17 protein-coding genes and 4 tRNA genes are annotated in these 17,353 nt (G+C 59.0%); 8 read left to right on the top strand and 13 right to left on the bottom strand.

From position 1 onward, the window contains the following. Positions 1 to 25 precede the first annotated feature (25 nt). Complete coding sequence (locus tag I6I94_RS08760) at positions 26 to 562, top strand: DUF1697 domain-containing protein (RefSeq protein WP_128088080.1); 537 nt, start codon at positions 26 to 28, stop codon at positions 560 to 562. Positions 563 to 629: 67 nt separating this feature from the next. Here the strand turns inward: I6I94_RS08760 and I6I94_RS08755 are convergent, their stop codons facing one another. The 4 genes from I6I94_RS08755 to I6I94_RS08740 form a co-directional block, all read right to left on the bottom strand. After that, positions 630 to 890: a type II toxin-antitoxin system Phd/YefM family antitoxin gene (locus I6I94_RS08755; RefSeq protein WP_023133167.1), complete on the bottom strand. Its 261-nt coding sequence runs from the start codon at positions 888 to 890 to the stop codon at positions 630 to 632. Positions 891 to 1,086: 196 nt separating this feature from the next. Beyond that, on the bottom strand, positions 1,087 to 2,196 hold the full coding sequence (locus I6I94_RS08750; protein ID WP_128088081.1) for a UDP-N-acetylmuramate dehydrogenase: 1,110 nt from the start codon (positions 2,194 to 2,196) through the stop codon (positions 1,087 to 1,089). A gap of 139 nt (positions 2,197 to 2,335) precedes the next feature. Next, positions 2,336 to 2,797 carry a MaoC family dehydratase gene (locus I6I94_RS08745; protein WP_128088082.1) on the bottom strand — a complete coding sequence of 154 codons (462 nt, stop codon included), beginning with the start codon at positions 2,795 to 2,797 and terminating at the stop codon, positions 2,336 to 2,338. Then, entirely contained in the window at positions 2,797 to 3,252 is a 456-nt protein-coding gene (locus tag I6I94_RS08740) for a MaoC family dehydratase N-terminal domain-containing protein (protein WP_037231169.1), read from the bottom strand. The genes I6I94_RS08745 and I6I94_RS08740 overlap by 1 nt, the downstream gene beginning before the upstream one ends. Positions 3,253 to 3,419: 167 nt before the next feature. On the opposite strand from I6I94_RS08740, the gene I6I94_RS08735 reads away from it, so the two are divergent. Then, complete coding sequence (locus tag I6I94_RS08735) at positions 3,420 to 4,424, top strand: LLM class flavin-dependent oxidoreductase (RefSeq protein ID WP_201620621.1); 1,005 nt, start codon at positions 3,420 to 3,422, stop codon at positions 4,422 to 4,424. A gap of 168 nt (positions 4,425 to 4,592) precedes the next feature. Further along, complete coding sequence (locus tag I6I94_RS08730) at positions 4,593 to 5,531, top strand: cation diffusion facilitator family transporter (protein WP_128088083.1); 939 nt, start codon at positions 4,593 to 4,595, stop codon at positions 5,529 to 5,531. A gap of 73 nt (positions 5,532 to 5,604) precedes the next feature. Here the strand turns inward: I6I94_RS08730 and I6I94_RS08725 are convergent. The 5 genes from I6I94_RS08725 to I6I94_RS08705 all read right to left on the bottom strand — a co-directional run bounded on the left by I6I94_RS08725 (position 5,605) and on the right by I6I94_RS08705 (position 10,435). Next, a tRNA-Thr gene (locus I6I94_RS08725) sits at positions 5,605 to 5,676 on the bottom strand. Between the two features lies 1 nt (position 5,677). Continuing rightward, positions 5,678 to 5,751: transfer RNA gene (locus I6I94_RS08720), tRNA-Met, on the bottom strand. 29 nt (positions 5,752 to 5,780) lie between these two features. Then, positions 5,781 to 5,852: transfer RNA gene (locus tag I6I94_RS08715), tRNA-Thr, on the bottom strand. A 184-nt stretch (positions 5,853 to 6,036) separates the two neighbouring features. Beyond that, positions 6,037 to 8,163: a DEAD/DEAH box helicase gene (locus I6I94_RS08710; protein WP_236588852.1), complete on the bottom strand. Its 2,127-nt coding sequence runs from the start codon at positions 8,161 to 8,163 to the stop codon at positions 6,037 to 6,039. A gap of 448 nt (positions 8,164 to 8,611) precedes the next feature. Next, entirely contained in the window at positions 8,612 to 10,435 is a 1,824-nt protein-coding gene (locus I6I94_RS08705; RefSeq protein ID WP_201620620.1) for a DUF2079 domain-containing protein, read from the bottom strand. A 228-nt stretch (positions 10,436 to 10,663) separates the two neighbouring features. Between I6I94_RS08705 and I6I94_RS08700 the strand changes: the two genes are divergently transcribed. After that, positions 10,664 to 11,806: a DNA-3-methyladenine glycosylase family protein gene (locus I6I94_RS08700; RefSeq protein ID WP_236588850.1), complete on the top strand. Its 1,143-nt coding sequence runs from the start codon at positions 10,664 to 10,666 to the stop codon at positions 11,804 to 11,806. Positions 11,807 to 11,917: 111 nt separating this feature from the next. Here the strand turns inward: I6I94_RS08700 and I6I94_RS08695 are convergent, their stop codons facing one another. Continuing rightward, on the bottom strand, positions 11,918 to 12,289 hold the full coding sequence (locus I6I94_RS08695) for a thioredoxin family protein (protein ID WP_006887715.1): 372 nt from the start codon (positions 12,287 to 12,289) through the stop codon (positions 11,918 to 11,920). Between the two features lie 109 nt (positions 12,290 to 12,398). Between I6I94_RS08695 and I6I94_RS08690 the strand changes: the two genes are divergently transcribed. Then, positions 12,399 to 12,554, top strand: coding sequence for a hypothetical protein (locus I6I94_RS08690; protein ID WP_172425700.1), 156 nt, complete (start codon positions 12,399 to 12,401; stop codon positions 12,552 to 12,554). Here the strand turns inward: I6I94_RS08690 and I6I94_RS08685 are convergent. Next, positions 12,526 to 12,607, bottom strand: a tRNA-Tyr gene (locus I6I94_RS08685). The genes I6I94_RS08690 and I6I94_RS08685 overlap by 29 nt on opposite strands. Before the next feature lie 118 nt (positions 12,608 to 12,725). Continuing rightward, positions 12,726 to 13,088 carry a hypothetical protein gene (locus tag I6I94_RS08680; protein ID WP_128088085.1) on the bottom strand — a complete coding sequence of 121 codons (363 nt, stop codon included), beginning with the start codon at positions 13,086 to 13,088 and terminating at the stop codon, positions 12,726 to 12,728. A gap of 160 nt (positions 13,089 to 13,248) precedes the next feature. On the opposite strand from I6I94_RS08680, the gene I6I94_RS08675 reads away from it, so the two are divergent. Next, positions 13,249 to 13,740 (top strand): YajQ family cyclic di-GMP-binding protein, encoded by a 492-nt coding sequence (locus tag I6I94_RS08675; RefSeq protein WP_023133155.1) that lies wholly within the window; start codon positions 13,249 to 13,251, stop codon positions 13,738 to 13,740. A 125-nt stretch (positions 13,741 to 13,865) separates the two neighbouring features. Here the strand turns inward: I6I94_RS08675 and htpX are convergent, their stop codons facing one another. Next, on the bottom strand, positions 13,866 to 14,756 hold the full coding sequence (gene htpX / locus I6I94_RS08670; RefSeq protein ID WP_023133154.1) for a zinc metalloprotease HtpX: 891 nt from the start codon (positions 14,754 to 14,756) through the stop codon (positions 13,866 to 13,868). A gap of 305 nt (positions 14,757 to 15,061) precedes the next feature. On the opposite strand from htpX, the gene I6I94_RS08665 reads away from it, so the two are divergent. Together I6I94_RS08665 and I6I94_RS08660 are read left to right on the top strand one after the other, a co-directional pair. Beyond that, entirely contained in the window at positions 15,062 to 15,640 is a 579-nt protein-coding gene (locus I6I94_RS08665; protein WP_128088086.1) for a Fur family transcriptional regulator, read from the top strand. A gap of 165 nt (positions 15,641 to 15,805) precedes the next feature. Further along, complete coding sequence (locus I6I94_RS08660) at positions 15,806 to 17,305, top strand: catalase (RefSeq protein WP_006887753.1); 1,500 nt, start codon at positions 15,806 to 15,808, stop codon at positions 17,303 to 17,305. Positions 17,306 to 17,353 lie beyond the last annotated feature (48 nt).

The following is a 17,353-nucleotide window of genomic DNA, read 5'->3' as shown; positions in this document are numbered from 1 at the left end:
TCATCGTTAGAAAGGGTTTAAGCCTATGCAGTACATTCTTTTGCTCAGGAGCGTTAACCTGGGGAAGCTGCGCAAGGTGTCGATGCCTGAGCTGAAGAAGCGGCTGGCTGCACTGGGGTACGAGAACGTCACAAGCTATATCAACTCGGGGAACCTGCTATTTGTGAGTTCGCGGGATAAAACCACCGTGGCGCAGGAGATCACCGAGCTGCTGGCGGAGCATTACGATTTTGAGATTCCATTCTCGCTTCTCACCGCTGACGAATACCGCAAGGATGCGCACAACCTGCCCGAGTGGTGGAACGAGGACATGCCACGCCTAGACGCCATGTTTTTCACCATTGATGCTGATCGCGATGCGCTCGCCGCTGAGCTCGAAACGTTGGATGTTCCCGACGAGGTGCTTCACGTAGGAACCTGCGCCGTCTACTTCGGCAACTACAGCACGCCCGACTACAAGAAAGCGCAGTACGGCAAGTTTATGTCGAAGAAAGCCTTCGCAAACCAGTTGACCCTGCGTAACGCCAAAACCTGCAACAAGATTCTAGACCTGTTGGATTAACAACGCCACCCCACCCACATCACAGTTTGAGTTTCGTATGGGGTGGGTGATCCGTTTAATCCGCCAACTAATCCTCAAAATCCACAGGACGGCGTTGGGCACGGCTGCGCGGCTGTAGTTCTAATTCAATATCGGCGGCGTCGAGTGGCATCAAAGCGTCTAAACCACTCCGAACGGATTTAGACTGCAAAGTCTTCTCATACTCGGTATAGGTCATGAGCACGTATGCGGGTTCGCCCCGATTGGTAATAATGACTGGTTCGGTTTGTGCCGTTTTCTGTGCTTGGCTGACGTTCTGCTTGAACTCTTGATTGGTCATCACGGTCATTACGATAGCTCCTTACACAGCGATATATCTGCAAGAATAGGATGCGCCCCTGAGAATGGCAAGAAAACTCCTAAACTTACAGACCCCACAAACCGCGAGCAGATAGTATTTTGACGAGCAGATAACAATCCGCTATCTGCTCGTCAAAATACTTATCTGTCCGCGGAAATCGCAGGGAATAAGAAGCTGAAGAGTCCTAAATCTTCCCGTTCACCACAACCGGCTCGGGCACCAGCTCAACCCCGAATTTCTCGGCAACACCGGCACGCACGGCACGGGCGATCGCGAAAATATCCTCAGCGGTGGCATCCCCACGGTTCGTAATCGCCAGCGTATGCTTAGTCGAGAGCGAGGCGCGGCCGCCCGCGATCTCGCGCGCATCGCCTTCGAGCCCGAAGCCTTTCTCGAACCCGGCGTGCTGAATCAGCCAGGCGGCGGAGAGCTTCACGTACTCCTCGTTCTCCTGCTGCTCGGTTCCGAACACTCCGGTGCGCGTTACCACCGGGAAATGCGGCGCATCCTCAGGCAAAGAGTCCAGTGCAGACACCGGCACAATCGGGTTCGTGAAGAACGAACCGGTCGAGAAGGTATCGCGGTCGGAGGCATCCAGCACCATCCCCTTGGAGGCACGCAGCGCCAGCACCTTATCCCGCACCAGCGCGGATTCGGCGCGCTCCCCCACCTGCACACCCAGGCTCTTCGCCAGTTCCCCATACTTGATGGGTGAAGACAGGCTGCCGAGCGTGAACTGGAAATCCACGGTCAGCACTACGTAGCGCGGCGAGCCGTTCACCATGTTTTGCTTCAGGATTGAATCGCGGTAGCCGAAACGCAGATCGGCGTTTGCGAAGGTCTTAAACTGGTTAATCTGGCGGTCCCAGGTGCGTACGGACGCGATGAACTCGCCGACCTCCACCCCGTAGGCGCCCACATTCTGCACGGGGGTTGCGCCCACAGTCCCGGGAATGCCCGACAGCGCCGCCGGGCCGGACCATTCTTTTTCAATGCTCAGCTGCACGAAATCATCCCACACGGTACCCGCCTGCACGCGCACATTCGCGCCACCACATGCGGGAATGGGCAGCTCCTCAACCCCGGTGGATGCAATATGCACAACGGTACCGTCAAACCCAGCATCGGAAACCAGCAGGTTTGAGCCGCCGCCCACAATCAGCACGGGTTCGTTGGCGGCATCGGCGGAGGAAACGGCCTCGACGATCTCGGTTTCAGTCGTGGCGCGGATGTATGTGCGGGCAGGGCCGCCAACTTGGGCGGTGGTGATCTCACTCAGCAGCTTTTCAGTCATGTCTTTAAGAATACCGGTCTGTCACGTTTTATTCCGTTAGGGTCAGCTAAACCTTATGGCAGGCCCGCCCCATATTCGGAGCGGGCCTGCCATAACTCAACAACGCACAATCACACAGAGTATCGACTGCAAGCGCGGGCTATGCAAATTTCACCACGGCCTGAGTCTTCATCAGAACCTTCTGCTGGGTGCCTTCACCGTCGTCAGCGGTAACGGTGAGGTCGATGCGAGCCGTGCGCGCATCCTCATCCACGGCGCCTACCTTGCCGGTGATAGTCAGCGCATTCGTGGGGGTGTCCGGGTTGTCGCCACCGGGCGCATCCGGCACCGGCACAGGTTTGGTGAAGCGGGTCTGGTAGTCCACGATTGCACCCGGATCGCCCGCCCAGTCGCTCACCAGCTGCACGGCGGTGCCCATCGTGAGCATGCCGTGCGCAATCACGCCGGAAAGCCCCACGGACTGGGCAAAACGCTCGTTCCAGTGAATTGGGTTGAGGTCGCCGGATGCGCCCGCATACCGCACCAGCGATGCACGCGAAATATCGACGGTTCGGGAGCCGATCTCCTGCCCTTTTTCGAGTTCTGCAAAGTTTACGGACATTATTCGCCCTCCTCGTCGGCACGTACCAGCAGGGATGAGATACAGGTGGTGACGGGTTTACCGTCAGCATCAGTAATTTCCTCGCGGGTGGTGAGCATGGCGCCCGCACCCATCACACGCACGGAATCCACATGAACTTCAGTGCGCAGTTCGTCCCCCGCCACGATGGGACGGTGATGCGTAAAGCGCTGATCGGCATGCACCACGCGAGAGAAATCGATGCCCGCAGATTTATCACCAATCAGAGCGGCATCGGCTGCTTGGGACAGGATGATAGCGAAGGTGGGCGGGGCGATCAGGTCTGCGTATCCTGCGGCGCGTGCCGCCTCAACGTCATGATGCAGAGGGTTTTCGGCGTGTACGGCGCGGGCGAATTCGCGGATCTTCTCGCGGCCAACGGCGTAGGTGCCCTCGGCGGGGTACACGCGACCCACAATGTCAGGGTTAATACTCATACCCACCAGTCTATCGGGTTGGCCGCAACGTGGGGGCGCAAGTGCGGCGGGGGCACCCGTCATTTTCACGGCCGTAGAAACCGCCCACGGCGAACCTCCTGTTGCCGCGCGCGAAGCGGGAGTAGCCTAAGAAGGTACATTAACCGTCACAGTGAAGGAGTGACACAATGACTAACCAGCAGATTCCGTTCTCGGTGCTGGATCTTATGCCCACCCGCAAAGACCGCACCCACCACCAGACCATGCGCTACACTCTTGAGGCGGCGCAGGCGGTGGAACGGTTCGGGTTCAACCGGTACTGGGTGGCCGAGCACCATAATGCTGGTTCGCTGCTTTCTTCGGCGACGGTGGTGGTGATGGCTGAGATTGCCGCCGCAACCGAGCGTATCCGGGTGGGGTCGGGCGGTATTATGCTCCCCAACCACGCCCCGTATGTGGTAGCAGAACAGTTTGGTACCCTTGAGGCGTTCCACCCCGGGCGCATTGATTTGGGGTTGGGCCGCGCACCCGGCACCGACCCAATGACCGCCCAGGCGCTGCGGCGGGATGATTCAGCGGCCATGAATTTCCCCGCCGAGGTAGAAGAGATTCAGCGCTATCTGGGTGAGCCCTCCCCCATGCGGCGGGTGCACGCTATCCCCGGGCAGGGCTCGAACGTGCCCCTGTATATTCTGGGCTCGTCCACGTTTGGGGCGTCGTTGGCGGCGCAGCTGGGGCTGCCGTTTGCGTTTGCCTCCCATTTTGCGCCCGCAGCGCTGACTGAGGCTATTAACCTGTACCGCACCAATTTCACGCCGTCGCGTGTGCTGTCTGAACCGTATGTGATAGTGGGTGCGGCCGCGATGCTCGCCGATACCGATGAGCAGGCCCGGCGGCTTTTCACCACCATGCAGCAGCATTTTTTGGGTGTTATTCGCGGCCGCACGCTCTACGCCCCGCCGGTTGAGACTATGGATAAGCTGTGGAGCCCTATTGAGAAGCAGCGCGTCGATTCTATGCTCGCCGAGGCGATCGTTGGGTCCGCTGATACTGCGCAGCGGCAGCTCACTAACTTGGTGGAGCGCACCGGCGCGAATGAGGCGATCGTGATGAGCGCACCGTGGGAGTTTGAGGACCGTATCCGAAACTACGAGCTGCTTTCACAGCTGCCGATTTTCCAGAAAACCAACTAGATTAACGAGGATTTATCTACCTATTCTGAGCGATTTACCCCGTACTTCTGGTATGTCTTGGCATAAGGTCTATGAGGCTTTACCCTAGATATATAAAATAACTTTTATATATTATTGGTAAGCCCCTTCCCCACGCCAAGACATGCCAGAACAACAAAAGGTACGCTCATGAGCTCGGAAGATCAGTATTCTTCTGCCCGCACCCGTTCCCAGAACCCAGACCTGCGTCCGCGAATTGCACTCGCCTTTGGGCTTGCTGCAGCGATTGTCGTAATCCAGTTCGTCGGATCTCTTATGACGGGCAGTCTCGCCCTTCTTACCGATACGGCGCACGCGCTCACCGATGCCTCCGGACTGCTAGTCGCTTTGATAGCGGCGACTCTCGCACTGAAGCCCGCCACGGCACAACGAACCTGGGGATTCCGACGCATCGAAGTTCTTGCGGCACTCGCCCAAGCCACCTTACTGATGGCGGTCGGTCTTTATGCGGCCTTTGAAGGGATTCATCGTCTCTTCGTGCCTCCAGAGGTACCGGCTTCCGAACTTTTACTCTTCGGTGTCATCGGTTTGGCGGCAAATATTGCCGGAATCATGGTGCTTTCTGGGCGCCGTGATGCGAACTTTAATATGCGCGCCGCGTTCCTTGAAGTCCTCAACGATGCACTTGGTTCCGTGGGCGTCATCGTCTCTTCACTCGTTATAGTCTTCACCGGCTTCATGCAGGCCGATGCCATTGCGGGCTTATTCATTGCGGCGCTAATTGTTCCTCGCGCGGCAAAGCTCATGCGTGAGACCACCGGTGTACTGATGGAGTTCTCTCCCCAAGGGCTGGATCTTGAAGAAGTGCGTCGCCATATATTGACCGTGCCGGGTGTACATGAGGTTCACGATATACATGCCTCAACCATAGCAACGGGTCTGCCCGTACTGACCGCTCATATCGTTATCGCCGATAAATGCTTCACGAATGGTGAGGCCCTGGAAATCTTACGGCAAGCCCGAACCTGCGTATCCGAGCATTTCGAGGTATCTATTAGCCACTCGACCTTCCAGCTTGAGAATGCGCTTTTCGGGCAGACAGAACCCGAAGAGACCCAACACCCTTAGATACGTGTGACCCATTTAGCCACCCAAAAGGCACAAACAAAAAAGCCTGCCTCCGAAGAGACAGGCTTAGCTGAGCCCCGACCGGGAATCGATCCCGGGACCTCCATCTTACCAAGATGGCGCTCTACCACTGAGCTATCGGGGCGTAGCGGTGGACGGGCTCGATCCGTCGACCTCACGATTATGAGTCGTGCGCTCTAACCAGCTGAGCTACACCGCCAGAACATTAACCTTGCAGGTCAATGCGAGAGCCCCGACCGGGAATCGATCCCGGGACCTCCATCTTACCAAGATGGCGCTCTACCACTGAGCTATCGGGGCAACAGATAAAAGTTTACGGCACGGTTCATCTTTTTGACAAATGCAGGGTGAGTGTTCTGCACCACGTATGCGGGGGTTCGGATACCCCACCCCGGCGCGTGCTCCCGCCTCCCCGCTGAAGGAGGCGGGCCGCCGCCGAGCCGCTGCACTGAGCCGCTACGCCGGGTGGGGCATCAGCAGCAGGCTAGTAGCGTTTACCGCCGTGCCCACCGCCCTTGTACCCGCCGCGGCCGCCACGACGGTCATCCCGGCTGTTGCGGCCCTCACGGTAACCACCGCCGCGGCGCTCATACCCGCCACGGTCATTGCGGAAACCGCCGCGCCCGCCACGGGAGCCGCCTCCCCTGGGGCCGTTATCCTTGCGGATATTAATGAACTCACCGGCGATTTTGGTGTCGCGCAGACGCTCAAAGAAATCACGCGGCAGATCCTGCGGCAGCCCCACAATTGTGAAGTGCTGGCGAATATCAATCGAACCGATCTGTGAGCCCTTAATGCCGCCCTCGTTTGCGAGCGCACCCACAATCGCGGAGGCGCTCACCCGTGCGGAGCGGCCCACATTCAGCTTGTAGTCGACCATGCCCTCGTTATTGAACTGTTTCTTGCCCTTGTTCTTGCGGGGGCGGTCTCCGTCGTCGGCGAAGGGGCGGGAGGCGTGCGCAATATCCTCGTCTTCGTCGAGGAAGAAGGCCCGCCCCTGCTGTGCGATAACAGCCAGTGCCGCCGCAATGTCTTCGGCGGTAATGTCGTGCTCGTTCTCGTAGTCTTGAATGATCTGGCGGAAGAAGTCCAAATCTTCGGTTTCGATGGTGGTGGTGATCTGCTCGGCGAAGCGCTGTTTGCGGTTCGCGTTCACGTCTTGGGCGGTGGGCATGCGCATCGGCTCAACCTTTTGGCGGGTTGCTTTTTCAATCTGCCGCAGCATGTACCTCTCGCGCGGGGTGACGAAGAGGATCGCTTCGCCGTCACGCCCGGCGCGGCCGGTACGCCCGATGCGGTGCACGTAGGATTCGGTGTCGTGCGGAATATCGTAGTTCACCACGAGGGAGATACGTTCAACATCCAGCCCGCGGGCGGCAACGTCGGTCGCTACGAGAATGTCGATGCGCCCGTCGCGCAGCGCATCAACGGTGCGTTCACGCAGCTGCTGGGGGATGTCGCCGTTAATGGCTGCGGCTTGGAAGCCGCGTGCCTTGAGCTTGTCGGCGACTTCTTCGGTTTCTTTTTTGGTGCGTACGAAGACGATAATGCCGTCGTAGTTTTCGACTTCGAGCACGCGGGTCATGGCGTCAAGTTTGTGGGAGTGGGTGACCTGCATGTAGCGCTGGCGGATGTTCGCCCCGGTGGTGGTCTTGGTTTTGACGCGCACCTCGGTGGGGTCGTTGAGGTATTGCTGGGCGATTTTGCGGATCGAGGTGGGCATGGTGGCTGAGAAGAGCGCCACCTGTTTGGCGTCCGGGGTGCCTTCGAGAATGGTTTCTACGTCTTCGGCGAAGCCCATGCGCAGCATTTCGTCGGCCTCATCCAGTACCAGGTACTGCAGGTTTGAGAGGTCGAGCGAGCCTTTGTTGAGGTGGTCGATCACGCGCCCTGGGGTGCCGACGACTACCTGTGCGCCGCGGCGCAGCCCGGCAAGCTGGGGCCCGTAGGGTGAGCCGCCGTAGATGGGAAGCACGGTGAAGTCTTCCATGTGGGTTGCGTAGGAGGAGAAGGCCTCAGCAACCTGCAGAGCGAGCTCGCGGGTGGGGGCGAGTACGAGCACCTGGGTGTCTCGGGAGACGCCGTTAATGTCGGCGAGTTCTGCCATGCGGGAGAGCGCGGGCAGTGCGAAGGCTGCGGTTTTGCCGGTACCGGTCTGTGCCAGACCCACCACATCGTTGCCGTCCAGCAGCAGCGGGATGGTCTGTTCCTGGATGGGGGAAGGTTTCTCGTAGCCGACTTCTTCGAGTGCAGAGAGCACTCGGGGGTCTAGCCCCAGGTCGGTGAATTTAATGCCGTTCTCCTCGCCTTTTTCTGCGGCGGTTTCGGGGGCTGTAGCTGCCGCGGCGACGTGGGTTTCTTCAACGGTTCCCTGTTCGGGGTGCGCGGCGTCGTTCTGCTTTGTGGCGGCCTGTGTAGTCTCAGTATGCGCCGCAGTTTCCTGTTCAGCGGCGGAGGTATTGGCAGTATACGTTGCGTTGTCTGCCTGATCGGCAGAGATATTCTCAGTCAATTTTTCCTCAATTGTTTTAGGGGTTCGTACGGTGCGCGCTTTTCGGCACCGGGCGGGGTTCCCCTGTTCCACGTGTCCCTGCGGAAAACGTACTCCCATCTTGCACAGCCCGACGGGGCCGTGGCGCGCAGAGCGGATTGCCTATGCGGTGGTGCGATGGGATGGTTGCTGCTGGGATTTTCAGGCCTTGAATTTCTCGTAAACACGCAACATCGCCACGCACGGTGAAAACGTGGCGTCCGCCGGTGGGCGGTGAAGAATTGATTCGGAGTGCGGCGCCCTCCCGTGCGAGCTGGCGAACCGGCTCTTTTTGGGCGCACAAGACCTCTTGGGGTACCCGTACGTCATCTAGTGTACCGCACCCGGGAACCGGTTGGGGTTAGCCTGCACATTACTTTCGCTTACTCCGCCTCATGCCGCCTCACGCTGGCCCGCACCGCAGCGGCAGGCATGGGGGGCAAGTGTTAGCTGATACAGGTGCACCCCACCAGCTGCCGAAGCAGGCGGTGGGGCGCATCAGAGGCAGGGCTCATGGATTTTACGGAGGCTATTTGTCGGTGCGGCGCACAATATCGATGGTGCCCACACGTTCAGCTACCTCATAGGGGTGCCCGTACCGGTCGGCGGCGTACTGCGCCGCATTGGTCGGGGGCTTACCGCCCCAGGCGGTACCGGCGCGGTCAATCACCACATAGTCGGGGGCCGGTTCGCCGTGATGCCCAATCCAGTAGACAGTGCGTCCGGGAATCAGCTCGGTAATAATCGACAGGTCGGTGGCCACGCTCGCACCGATGGGCACCGCATCAACGGCACGGCGCTTGTTCACCTCGGTACTGGTTTGATCGGTGGTGGTGAACACCGGGTCGGTCAGCTGCGCCAGCGGCTGGGTGGGCTGGGCGGTAAGAATCGGTGCGACAGTGAACACCAGAGCCAGAAGAGGCACCAGCCACAGCGGGGTTTTGAGGATAATTGCCTGCGTGGCGTTTCGGTATGGTTTCGCCCAGTCGCTCCCCGCCGTGTTCTGCTGCTCAGGCTTCTGGTAGGCGGTGTTCTGATCCGCAGCGGCTTTATCGTGTGCTGAGGCGGCAACCCGGCGACGGTGCTCGTGCACCCGCACCAGCACGTCCAGTAGCGCCATGAACACGATCGGCATGAGTACCAGCGAGTAGTGCCAGGTGCTCAGCCAGTACGACGAGTTACTTGAAAGCATCCGCCAGGCGATGGTGGGCAGCGCCACGGCCGCCAGGGGGCTGACCACCCACAGGAAGGCGCCCACCATGAGCAGAAGCCAGAGGCTTTGGGCTTTTTCATCGGGGGTGAACAGCAGTTGAAGCGCGTTCAGCGGGTTCTTGAGGGCACCGAAAAGGTCCACTTTGTCGGCGTAGTCGAACTGGTGGTTGACGTTAAAAATCGGCAGTATCAGGTTCATTGAGGTGTACGACCAGAAAAGGCCCCACACCATCAGCAAGGTGGCTTCGGCTGCCCCACGCGATTTTGTCCACCCGGAAAAAACCTCACGCAGGCGCGGCCAAAATGCGGGTACATCCTTGCTGGCGTGCGGGAACAGTGTGTTCGCCGCTTCACGCAGCCAGCCGGAGCGGATGAGCGCGATTGCACCGATCATGGCTGCGGTAACGCCCATATCTTCTTTAACGAACGCCAACGGGGCCGCCCACCAGCAGGCGTGTGTAATATGTGATGCGCGCTGCGGGTTCTGCTGCGTGCCAGCAAGTACCAGGTGTCCCAGCGAGAGGCTTAGGAACGGCAGGGCGAACGCCACCTCGTGAAACTGGGCGGCGACCGCCTGCTGCACCCCGTAGCTCAGCCCGAATGCTGCGCCCAGGAGCACTCCCACAACGTGCCCGTTGAGCCCGCCAAGCGCGCGCTGAGCAAACCGCACCGTCAGGTACACGCTAAGGGCCACCATACCGTTCTGCACCACCAGCAGGGTCATGGGTGAGGGGAAGAAGGCGTACACCGGCCCCAGGAGCATGAGAATGGGGTGAAAATGGTCACCCCACAGGTTAAAGTCGGGGCCTTTAATGGGCACGATCGGCATTTCAAACCGCGAGTACGCCTGGGCCATTTGGGTAAAAATCGCTAAATCCCAGGAGGGGGTGATCCAGTGCAGCAGCTGCTGTGAGGAGTAGTAGTTGTACAGCATGAAAATGCACACCGCAAGCAGCCCCGCCAGCAGGGTACCCTGTTTTTCACGCAGGCGCGTACCGATGTTTTTTCTTGGTTCTGTCTCGGCGGAGTGTGCGGGCGCGCCGGTTTCGGGCGCAGTATTTTCGGTGGTGGTGTCGGGTGCTTTACCAGTATTGGATTGAGTGTTCGGCGTATCCTCTGTACCGGATGCCCCTGCGGCCATGTTGTTCCCCTGTCAGCCTGTTTGTCTACGGTGTCCTGTAGCGGCGCATTGATAAGGATGCACCCGCACCGTGCACGGGGCATCCGCATCATGAATATCTACCTCATAAGGGTATCTTATCCCCCGGTGTAACAGCTGATACGGTGGTGCACATTTCCTATGGTCAGCACCACGGCGACAAGCTCAGGCGGCGGTATGTGGGGCACGAGGCTGCGGTAGCATGTGTGTATGCCCCCGAATCTTCCGACACCGCTCATGGCGCTACCAGAGGTTGAGCTGACGCCGCTGCCCACTCGCACCAGCGCAATCACGCAGGAGGCGACGATCGGGGTGCAGGCGATGATCCGCCCGCAGGTTCCGGTGCATATGGGCCAGACACTGGGGGTATTGCAGCGGGGTGCCGCAGATGCCGCATATCGGATAACCGCCCGGGAGCCGGGGGCCGAAATGGTGTGGGTTACCGCCCGCACCCCGCAGCTGATGCTCCCGGTCACCCTACGTTTTTCTCGGGCGGCAGATGACACCCCCGAGCCCGCCCTGCCAGCCCTTCACCGCCTGCTGATGCGTCCCATCCTAGTGCGGGCGTGGGCGCGGCTATCGCCCGAAATGTTTCTTGAAGAGCCGCAGGCGCGGGCCGATGTGGAGGCGCTGGTGCGAAGCTGCCCAGCGTGGCTGGGTTTGGGTGATTCTTGGGAGTCGTTTACCGCTTCGGCAGGGTACGCGAGCCTGCCGCGCAGCTTACGCAGGGCGCATCGGGAACATCCGGGGCTGCGGCTTAGCGCCTCGGACCAGCTGGACCGTCACGTTTTTGCAGCCATTATTGAGCAGCGCGTCACCCTGAAGGAGGCGTTCCAGACGCAGCGTGACGTGCTCATACGCTATGGGGAACCCGCCGTGGAGTCGGGGTACCGTGATCAGCCTGCGGGGATGCGTGTGCACCCAACGGCCCGCACACTTGGGGCGATCCCGGATTGGGGGTGGCACCGGGTGGGGGTTGATGCGGCACGTTATAACGCGGTGCGCGCCTACGCCCGCGCCGCCGATTCTCTGCACCGTCTTGCCGCTGCGGGCCCGGTGGCTCATTTTGCCTCCGCCTTGGGGTCGCTGCACGGGGTGGGCCCGTGGACCGTAACCCAGGTGCTTCAGATTCAGGTGGGCCACCCGGATGCGGTGAGCGTAGGCGACTACCATTTGGCGCACCATGTGGGGTATGCCCTGCGTGGGAAGCGGGGTGATGATGCTGATATGCTCAGGCTTTTAGCCCCGTACGCGGGGCACCGCCAGCGGGTGGTGCGGCTGATTCTGGCTGCGGGCGCTACCGAGCCGAGACACGGCCCGCGCACGCCGGTGCGGGATTACCGCGACCTATAAGACCGTATACGTACCGGGTTCGGCGGGGTTCCTCAGGGCGGAGGTGCACGTATAGGGCCGGCACCTGTACGGTACCGGCCCCTGCATCATATGCGCACGTTTGCGCTAAGCTTAGGATTCTGCCTTTTCTGCGGCGGCTACCTCTGCGTGAACCTTATCCATGTCGAGCTCTCGGATGGATGAGATCACCTGCTCGAACTGTGACTCGTTGAGCGCACCCGGCTGTGAGTATACGAGGATGCCCTCACGGAACCCCATAATAGTGGGGATGGAGGTAATACCAGCGTCCTGCGCGAGCTGACCCTGGTCTTCGGTGTCTACCTTACCGAAGGTAATGTCGCTGTATTTCTCGGAGGCAGCCTCGTAGACAGGCGAGAACTGCTTGCAAGGACCGCACCAGTCAGCCCAGAAGTCGAGGAAGACGATGTCGTTCTCCTGGACGGTGGGCAGGAGGTTCTGCTGGGTAATTTCGATAGTTGCCATGCAGATAACGCTACACCTTACGGGCGCTTAGCGCGAATATTTCACTCACAGACTAAAGAATGTGTTGGTTTCATGTCGTATTGTCGTCATATTTTATGCGGTTAACAACATGAAAACGGGTTTGGGGGTGCTGAACGCAACCCGCACCATGCTTATTGGCGGTATCGCCCTGCTGTTTCGGGCAGGTAGTGAACGGGTACAAAAAAACCCGGCTACCGCAGTAACCGGGTTATTTGTGGCAGATGAGGGATTCGAACCCCCGTAGGCTGTGCCAGCTGATTTACAGTCAGCCCCCTTTGGCCGCTCGGGTAATCTGCCAAGCTAACCATCATATTTATGATTGTTAGACGTTCGTCAGGCGAACAGATAAAAGTCTACAGCATGTATAGCAACTGTGTGAAATCAACACCCTTATTTGTGAGGAACGCTACTTTTTCTATTCGCCGTCTTGTTCAAGCAGCAGCGTGATTTCGAGGTGCTCAAGGTACCGCTGAGCCTGTTCGACGGTGCACATCCCGCCCCGAATCTCCCGCAGCAGATCGCGGCGGACGCCGTTGAACCGAGCCACAATGTTCGGGTCAGTGAGCGTCACCCCAATGCCCTCAAATGGGGAGAAGTCCTCATCGGTTTCCTGCTCGTCACCAGCTTCAACAGCCGTTGTGGCCTCGACCTTCTCGGCATCGGGAATATCGGCCGGGTCAAGGTCAAGAGAACTATAAATGTCCAAGAAAAGCAGGGTTTCCAGGTCATTTGGATTGTTATTAGTAATATCGTGTGTCTGGTAGTAGTTAGTCGTCATATCTCCATTCTGAGCGGCCAATGTTGGAACAAGCTGAGAAATATTCGAGCGAACCTGATAGTTCGCTGTGAACGGCGCCTCAGAGCGGGTAGGCTAGATGTGTACCAGGTGCGCGCTGGCGCGCCGCACCCCGTTACCAACCGAAAGGAACAGAAAACCAATGGCAAGCGAGTCTTCATTCGACATCGTCTCAAAGGTTGATAAGCAGGAGGTTGCTAACGCCCTGCACCAGGCGCAGAAAGAGGTCTCACAGCGCTACGATTTTCGCAATGTGGGCGCAGAGATCGACTTTTCGGGCGAGAAAATCCTGATTAAAGCCAATACCGAGGAGCGGGCACTGGCAGTTCTAGACGTCTTCCAGTCGAAGCTCGTCAAGCGCGGCATCTCGCTCAAGTCTTTGGACGATGGCAAGCCTTATGCTTCGGGTAAGGAGACCCGCATTGAGTGCGCCATTAAGGAAGGTATTGCCCAGGATCAGGCAAAGAAGATTTCCAAGCTTATCCGCGACGAAGGCCCCAAGGGTGTTAAAGCAACGATTCAGGGGGACGAACTGCGTGTTTCGTCCAAATCACGTGATGATCTGCAGGATGTTATTGCGATGCTCAAGGCGGCAGACCTTGAGGTGGATCTGCAGTTCGTAAACTACCGCTAAGACACGCACACACAACACACGCACGGCGGGGTGGGTACCGGAACATTTCGGTACCCACCCCGCCGCGTATACTGCCCTAAACCTGAGCCAGTTGGTCACTCCAACCGGGCACTGGGGCGGCAGGTCTAGTTGTACTGCCCGTTATCGCGCGCCATCTGCTGCAAACGAGCGATACGCTGATCCATCGGCGGGTGGGTTGAGAAGAACTTCCCAATATTTAGGTTGCCGAAGGGGTTGGCGATCATCATGGAGGAGGTGGTGGCGGTACGCGGGTTATCGGGATCCATAGGGTACAGCGACACCCCGGATTCAAGCTTATTGAGCGCCGAGGCGAGCGCCAGCGGGTCGTTGGTGAGCGCGGCGCCGTCTTCATCAGCGTCATACTCGCGGGTGCGGCTAATAGCCATTTGAATAACGGCGGAGGCCAGCGGCGCGAGCACAGCGATCGCAAGAGCCCCGAGCGGGTTACCGCGTTCGTGACGGTTACCGCCGCCAAACATAGCCCCGAAACTTACCACGTTAGCGATGGTGCCGATAATAGTAGAAATACCCGCGGCGATAGAGCTGGTGAGGATGTCCCGGTTATACACGTGCATCAGCTCATGTCCCAAAACCCCGCGCATCTCTCGCTCATCAAGCAGCTGCAGGATACCTTCGGTGCAGCATACGGCGGCGTTTTGCGGGTTACGGCCGGTAGCAAACGCATTAGGGGTTTGGGTGGGTGCCACGTACAGGCGGGGCATAGGCTGGTTCGCGCGGGAGGAGAGCTCTTCCACAATGTCGTAGAGTACAGGCACTTCCTCTCGACTGACCGGGTAGGCGTTCATGGAACGCAGGGCAAGTTTATCGGAGTTCCAGTAGGTGTAGGCTACCGAGCCGAGCCCGATGAGCCCGAAAAGCCAGATGAAGAGCATGCTGCGGGTGTACGCCGAGATAACCGCGCCAATAAGCATAAGGAGCCCCACCATAGTCCCCATGAGCAGGGCGGTTTTGAGGCCGTTGTAGTGTTTGTGCATTTTTCCTTCCCCGTTTCAACTTCCCATGCTGGTGTGTGCAGCGGGGTGTTAGGGTGAACGTGTTTTTTCTTAGGATACGGGGTGCGCGGCTGGCGCGTGGGAGACTTCGCCCAGAGCGGGGTGTTTTGCATGCACACATCCACCGCTGCATGAGAGATAAATCACCGGTCATGGAACTACATACCCCTCTTAAGGCGCCATGACACGGTTTTTAGCGACAGCGCATTACGCATTTTCATCAATTTATTATGAAAAATTCAGATTACCAATTGTGAAATACTCAGATTAAATGTAAAGTGGTGGTCATGACCGAAACCGTAGCCACGAACGGGGCCCCTAGAGCCGAGCGTGCACCCCGAGGATGCGCCCACACCGGCCCGCTCCCGGCAGACGCAGATACTACGCCGCAGCTTCTAGAGGAAGTCTGGTCGGCTAGTCTGCGTTCCAAAGGACGTAGGGTGACTAAGCAGCGCCTCGCTGTACTCCGCGCGGTTCAGTCACATCCGCACTCCAACGCGGAAGAAATTGTCACCGCTGTACGGCAGGAGCTCCCCTCCATTACCGTACAGTCGGTGTACGTCATCCTCACAGACCTCACTGACATAGACCTGCTGCGCAAGTTCGAACCGCCCGGGACCCCCGGACTGTACGAAACCCGCACGGGTGATAACCACCATCACGCTTTCTGCATTCGCTGCGGAAAAGTTCAGGACGTAGACTGCGCCATCGGCTCAGCACCTTGCCTGACACCCAGCGACTTCCACGGCATGGCGCTCATTAGCGCAGATGTGCTCTACCAGGGCATCTGCGCCGACTGCCAAACCGAAGAAGAAACATACCTTGCTGCGGCACAGAAACAAGCAGCAGAGAGCATCAGCCGCTAAAGGTGCCGTGGCGGCCCACCCGCTCAGTCCTCACACGGCTGCAGCGGCGCACCGGCAACACCTTCTAAAGTGCCGATACCCACTGGCTCATGCGGCACCGCATCACCAAACAGCGCACGGTTGCGTGCACCACACCGCGCGATACGTCAGAGTTAGGGAAGAGACATGACGAATAACCCCATTCACCCCGGATCTTTTACGACCACAAGCACCGGCACGCCGGTGGCTTCAGATGACCATTCCCTCACCATTGGGGCTGATGGTCCCATCGTTCTGCACGATGCTTATGCCGTTGAAAAGCTCGCCCAGTTCAACCGTGAGCGTGTGCCCGAGCGTGTGGTGCACGCGAAGGGAACCGGCGCATACGGCTACTTTGAAACCACTGAAGACGTTTCGCAGTACACCCGTGCGGCACTCTTTCAGCCGGGCGTTAAAACCGAGCTGCTGATTCGTTTCTCGACCGTGGCGGGCGAGTCCGGCTCCCCCGATACTTGGCGTGACCCCCGCGGTTTCGCGGTGAAATTCTACACCACCGAAGGCAACTACGACCTGGTAGGCAACAACACCCCTATCTTCTTCATTCGTGATGCCATTAAGTTCCCCGACTTTATCCACTCGCAGAAACGTATGCCCGGTTCGGGTCTGCGCGATCACGATATGCAGTGGGATTTCTGGAGCCTGAACCCCGCAACGGCGCACCAGGTCACCTGGCTGATGGGCGACCGCGGCCTGCCCCGCACCCTGCGCCACATGGACGGCTTCGGCTCTCACACCTACCAGTGGATTAACGCCGAAGGCGAACGCTTCTGGGTCAAGTACCATTTCAAGACCGAGCAGGGCAACGAGTTCTTCACTCAGGCTCAGGCCGATGAGATGGCGGGTAAGGATGCTGACTTCCACCGCCGCGACCTGCGCGAGGCTATCGAGCGTGGCGACTACCCCGCCTGGACGCTCTATGTGCAGATTATGCCCTACGAGGAGGCGAAGACCTACCGTATTAACCCCTTCGATCTGACGAAGGTGTGGCCGCACTCGGATTACCCGCTGATCAAGGTGGGCCGCATGGTGCTGGATCGTAACCCGCAGAATTTCTTCGCCGAAATCGAGCAGGCAGCCTTCTCCCCCTCGAATTTTGTGCCCGGTATCGCGGCTTCGCCCGATAAGATGCTGCTCGGACGTATCTTCTCCTACCCGGATGCGCATCGCTACCGCATCGGCACTAACTTCGCGCAGCTGCCGGTGAACGCACCCCACGCAGCGCCGGTGAACAACTACTCACACGACGGGTCGATGCGCTATAACTTTAACGACCCGTCCGTTCCGACTTACGCACCGAACAGCCTGGGCGGCCCGCATGCCGATGCGGCGCGCGCTGGCGAAGGTAACTGGGAGTCTGATGGCTCCCTGGTGCGCACTGCTTACACCCTGCGGGCTGAAGATGATGACTTCAGCCAGGCACGCACCCTGTACGAGGTGACCATGGATGATGCTCAGCGTGAGCGTCTGGTCAGCAATATCGCTGGCCATGTGGGCGCCGTTCGCTCCGATGAGATTCGTGAGCGCGCCTTCACGTACTGGGATAACGTGCACCCTGAACTCGGTTCTCGCGTACGCGAGGCCGTGGCGGCCGCCGCTGCGCCTAGTTCGTGCGGCGCGGCAGCGTAACCTCCTGTAGGTTACGTGTGGCCGTAGCTCGGGGCCGGTGACTTTCTG

It is taken from the genome of Rothia aeria (assembly GCF_016726365.1).
GTDB classification, from domain to species: domain Bacteria; phylum Actinomycetota; class Actinomycetes; order Actinomycetales; family Micrococcaceae; genus Rothia; species Rothia aeria.
Note: the sequence above shows the minus strand (reverse complement) of the source record. Positions and strands in the feature narration are given on the sequence as shown.

What these genes read in the sequence shown, in the direction of transcription:
- I6I94_RS08760 (WP_128088080.1), top strand. Translation starts at nt 26, where the DNA reads ATGCAGTACATTCTTTTGCTCAGGAGCGTTAACCTGGGGAAGCTGCGC.
- I6I94_RS08755 (WP_023133167.1), bottom strand. Translation starts at nt 890, where the DNA reads ATGACCGTGATGACCAATCAAGAGTTCAAGCAGAACGTCAGCCAAGCA.
- I6I94_RS08750 (WP_128088081.1), bottom strand. Translation starts at nt 2,196, where the DNA reads ATGACTGAAAAGCTGCTGAGTGAGATCACCACCGCCCAAGTTGGCGGC.
- I6I94_RS08745 (WP_128088082.1), bottom strand. Translation starts at nt 2,797, where the DNA reads ATGTCCGTAAACTTTGCAGAACTCGAAAAAGGGCAGGAGATCGGCTCC.
- I6I94_RS08740 (WP_037231169.1), bottom strand. Translation starts at nt 3,252, where the DNA reads ATGAGTATTAACCCTGACATTGTGGGTCGCGTGTACCCCGCCGAGGGC.
- I6I94_RS08735 (WP_201620621.1), top strand. Translation starts at nt 3,420, where the DNA reads ATGACTAACCAGCAGATTCCGTTCTCGGTGCTGGATCTTATGCCCACC.
- I6I94_RS08730 (WP_128088083.1), top strand. Translation starts at nt 4,593, where the DNA reads ATGAGCTCGGAAGATCAGTATTCTTCTGCCCGCACCCGTTCCCAGAAC.
- I6I94_RS08710 (WP_236588852.1), bottom strand. Translation starts at nt 8,163, where the DNA reads ATGGGAGTACGTTTTCCGCAGGGACACGTGGAACAGGGGAACCCCGCC.
- I6I94_RS08705 (WP_201620620.1), bottom strand. Translation starts at nt 10,435, where the DNA reads ATGGCCGCAGGGGCATCCGGTACAGAGGATACGCCGAACACTCAATCC.
- I6I94_RS08700 (WP_236588850.1), top strand. Translation starts at nt 10,664, where the DNA reads ATGCCCCCGAATCTTCCGACACCGCTCATGGCGCTACCAGAGGTTGAG.
- I6I94_RS08695 (WP_006887715.1), bottom strand. Translation starts at nt 12,289, where the DNA reads ATGGCAACTATCGAAATTACCCAGCAGAACCTCCTGCCCACCGTCCAG.
- I6I94_RS08690 (WP_172425700.1), top strand. Translation starts at nt 12,399, where the DNA reads ATGAAAACGGGTTTGGGGGTGCTGAACGCAACCCGCACCATGCTTATT.
- I6I94_RS08680 (WP_128088085.1), bottom strand. Translation starts at nt 13,088, where the DNA reads ATGACGACTAACTACTACCAGACACACGATATTACTAATAACAATCCA.
- I6I94_RS08675 (WP_023133155.1), top strand. Translation starts at nt 13,249, where the DNA reads ATGGCAAGCGAGTCTTCATTCGACATCGTCTCAAAGGTTGATAAGCAG.
- htpX (WP_023133154.1), bottom strand. Translation starts at nt 14,756, where the DNA reads ATGCACAAACACTACAACGGCCTCAAAACCGCCCTGCTCATGGGGACT.
- I6I94_RS08665 (WP_128088086.1), top strand. Translation starts at nt 15,062, where the DNA reads ATGACCGAAACCGTAGCCACGAACGGGGCCCCTAGAGCCGAGCGTGCA.
- I6I94_RS08660 (WP_006887753.1), top strand. Translation starts at nt 15,806, where the DNA reads ATGACGAATAACCCCATTCACCCCGGATCTTTTACGACCACAAGCACC.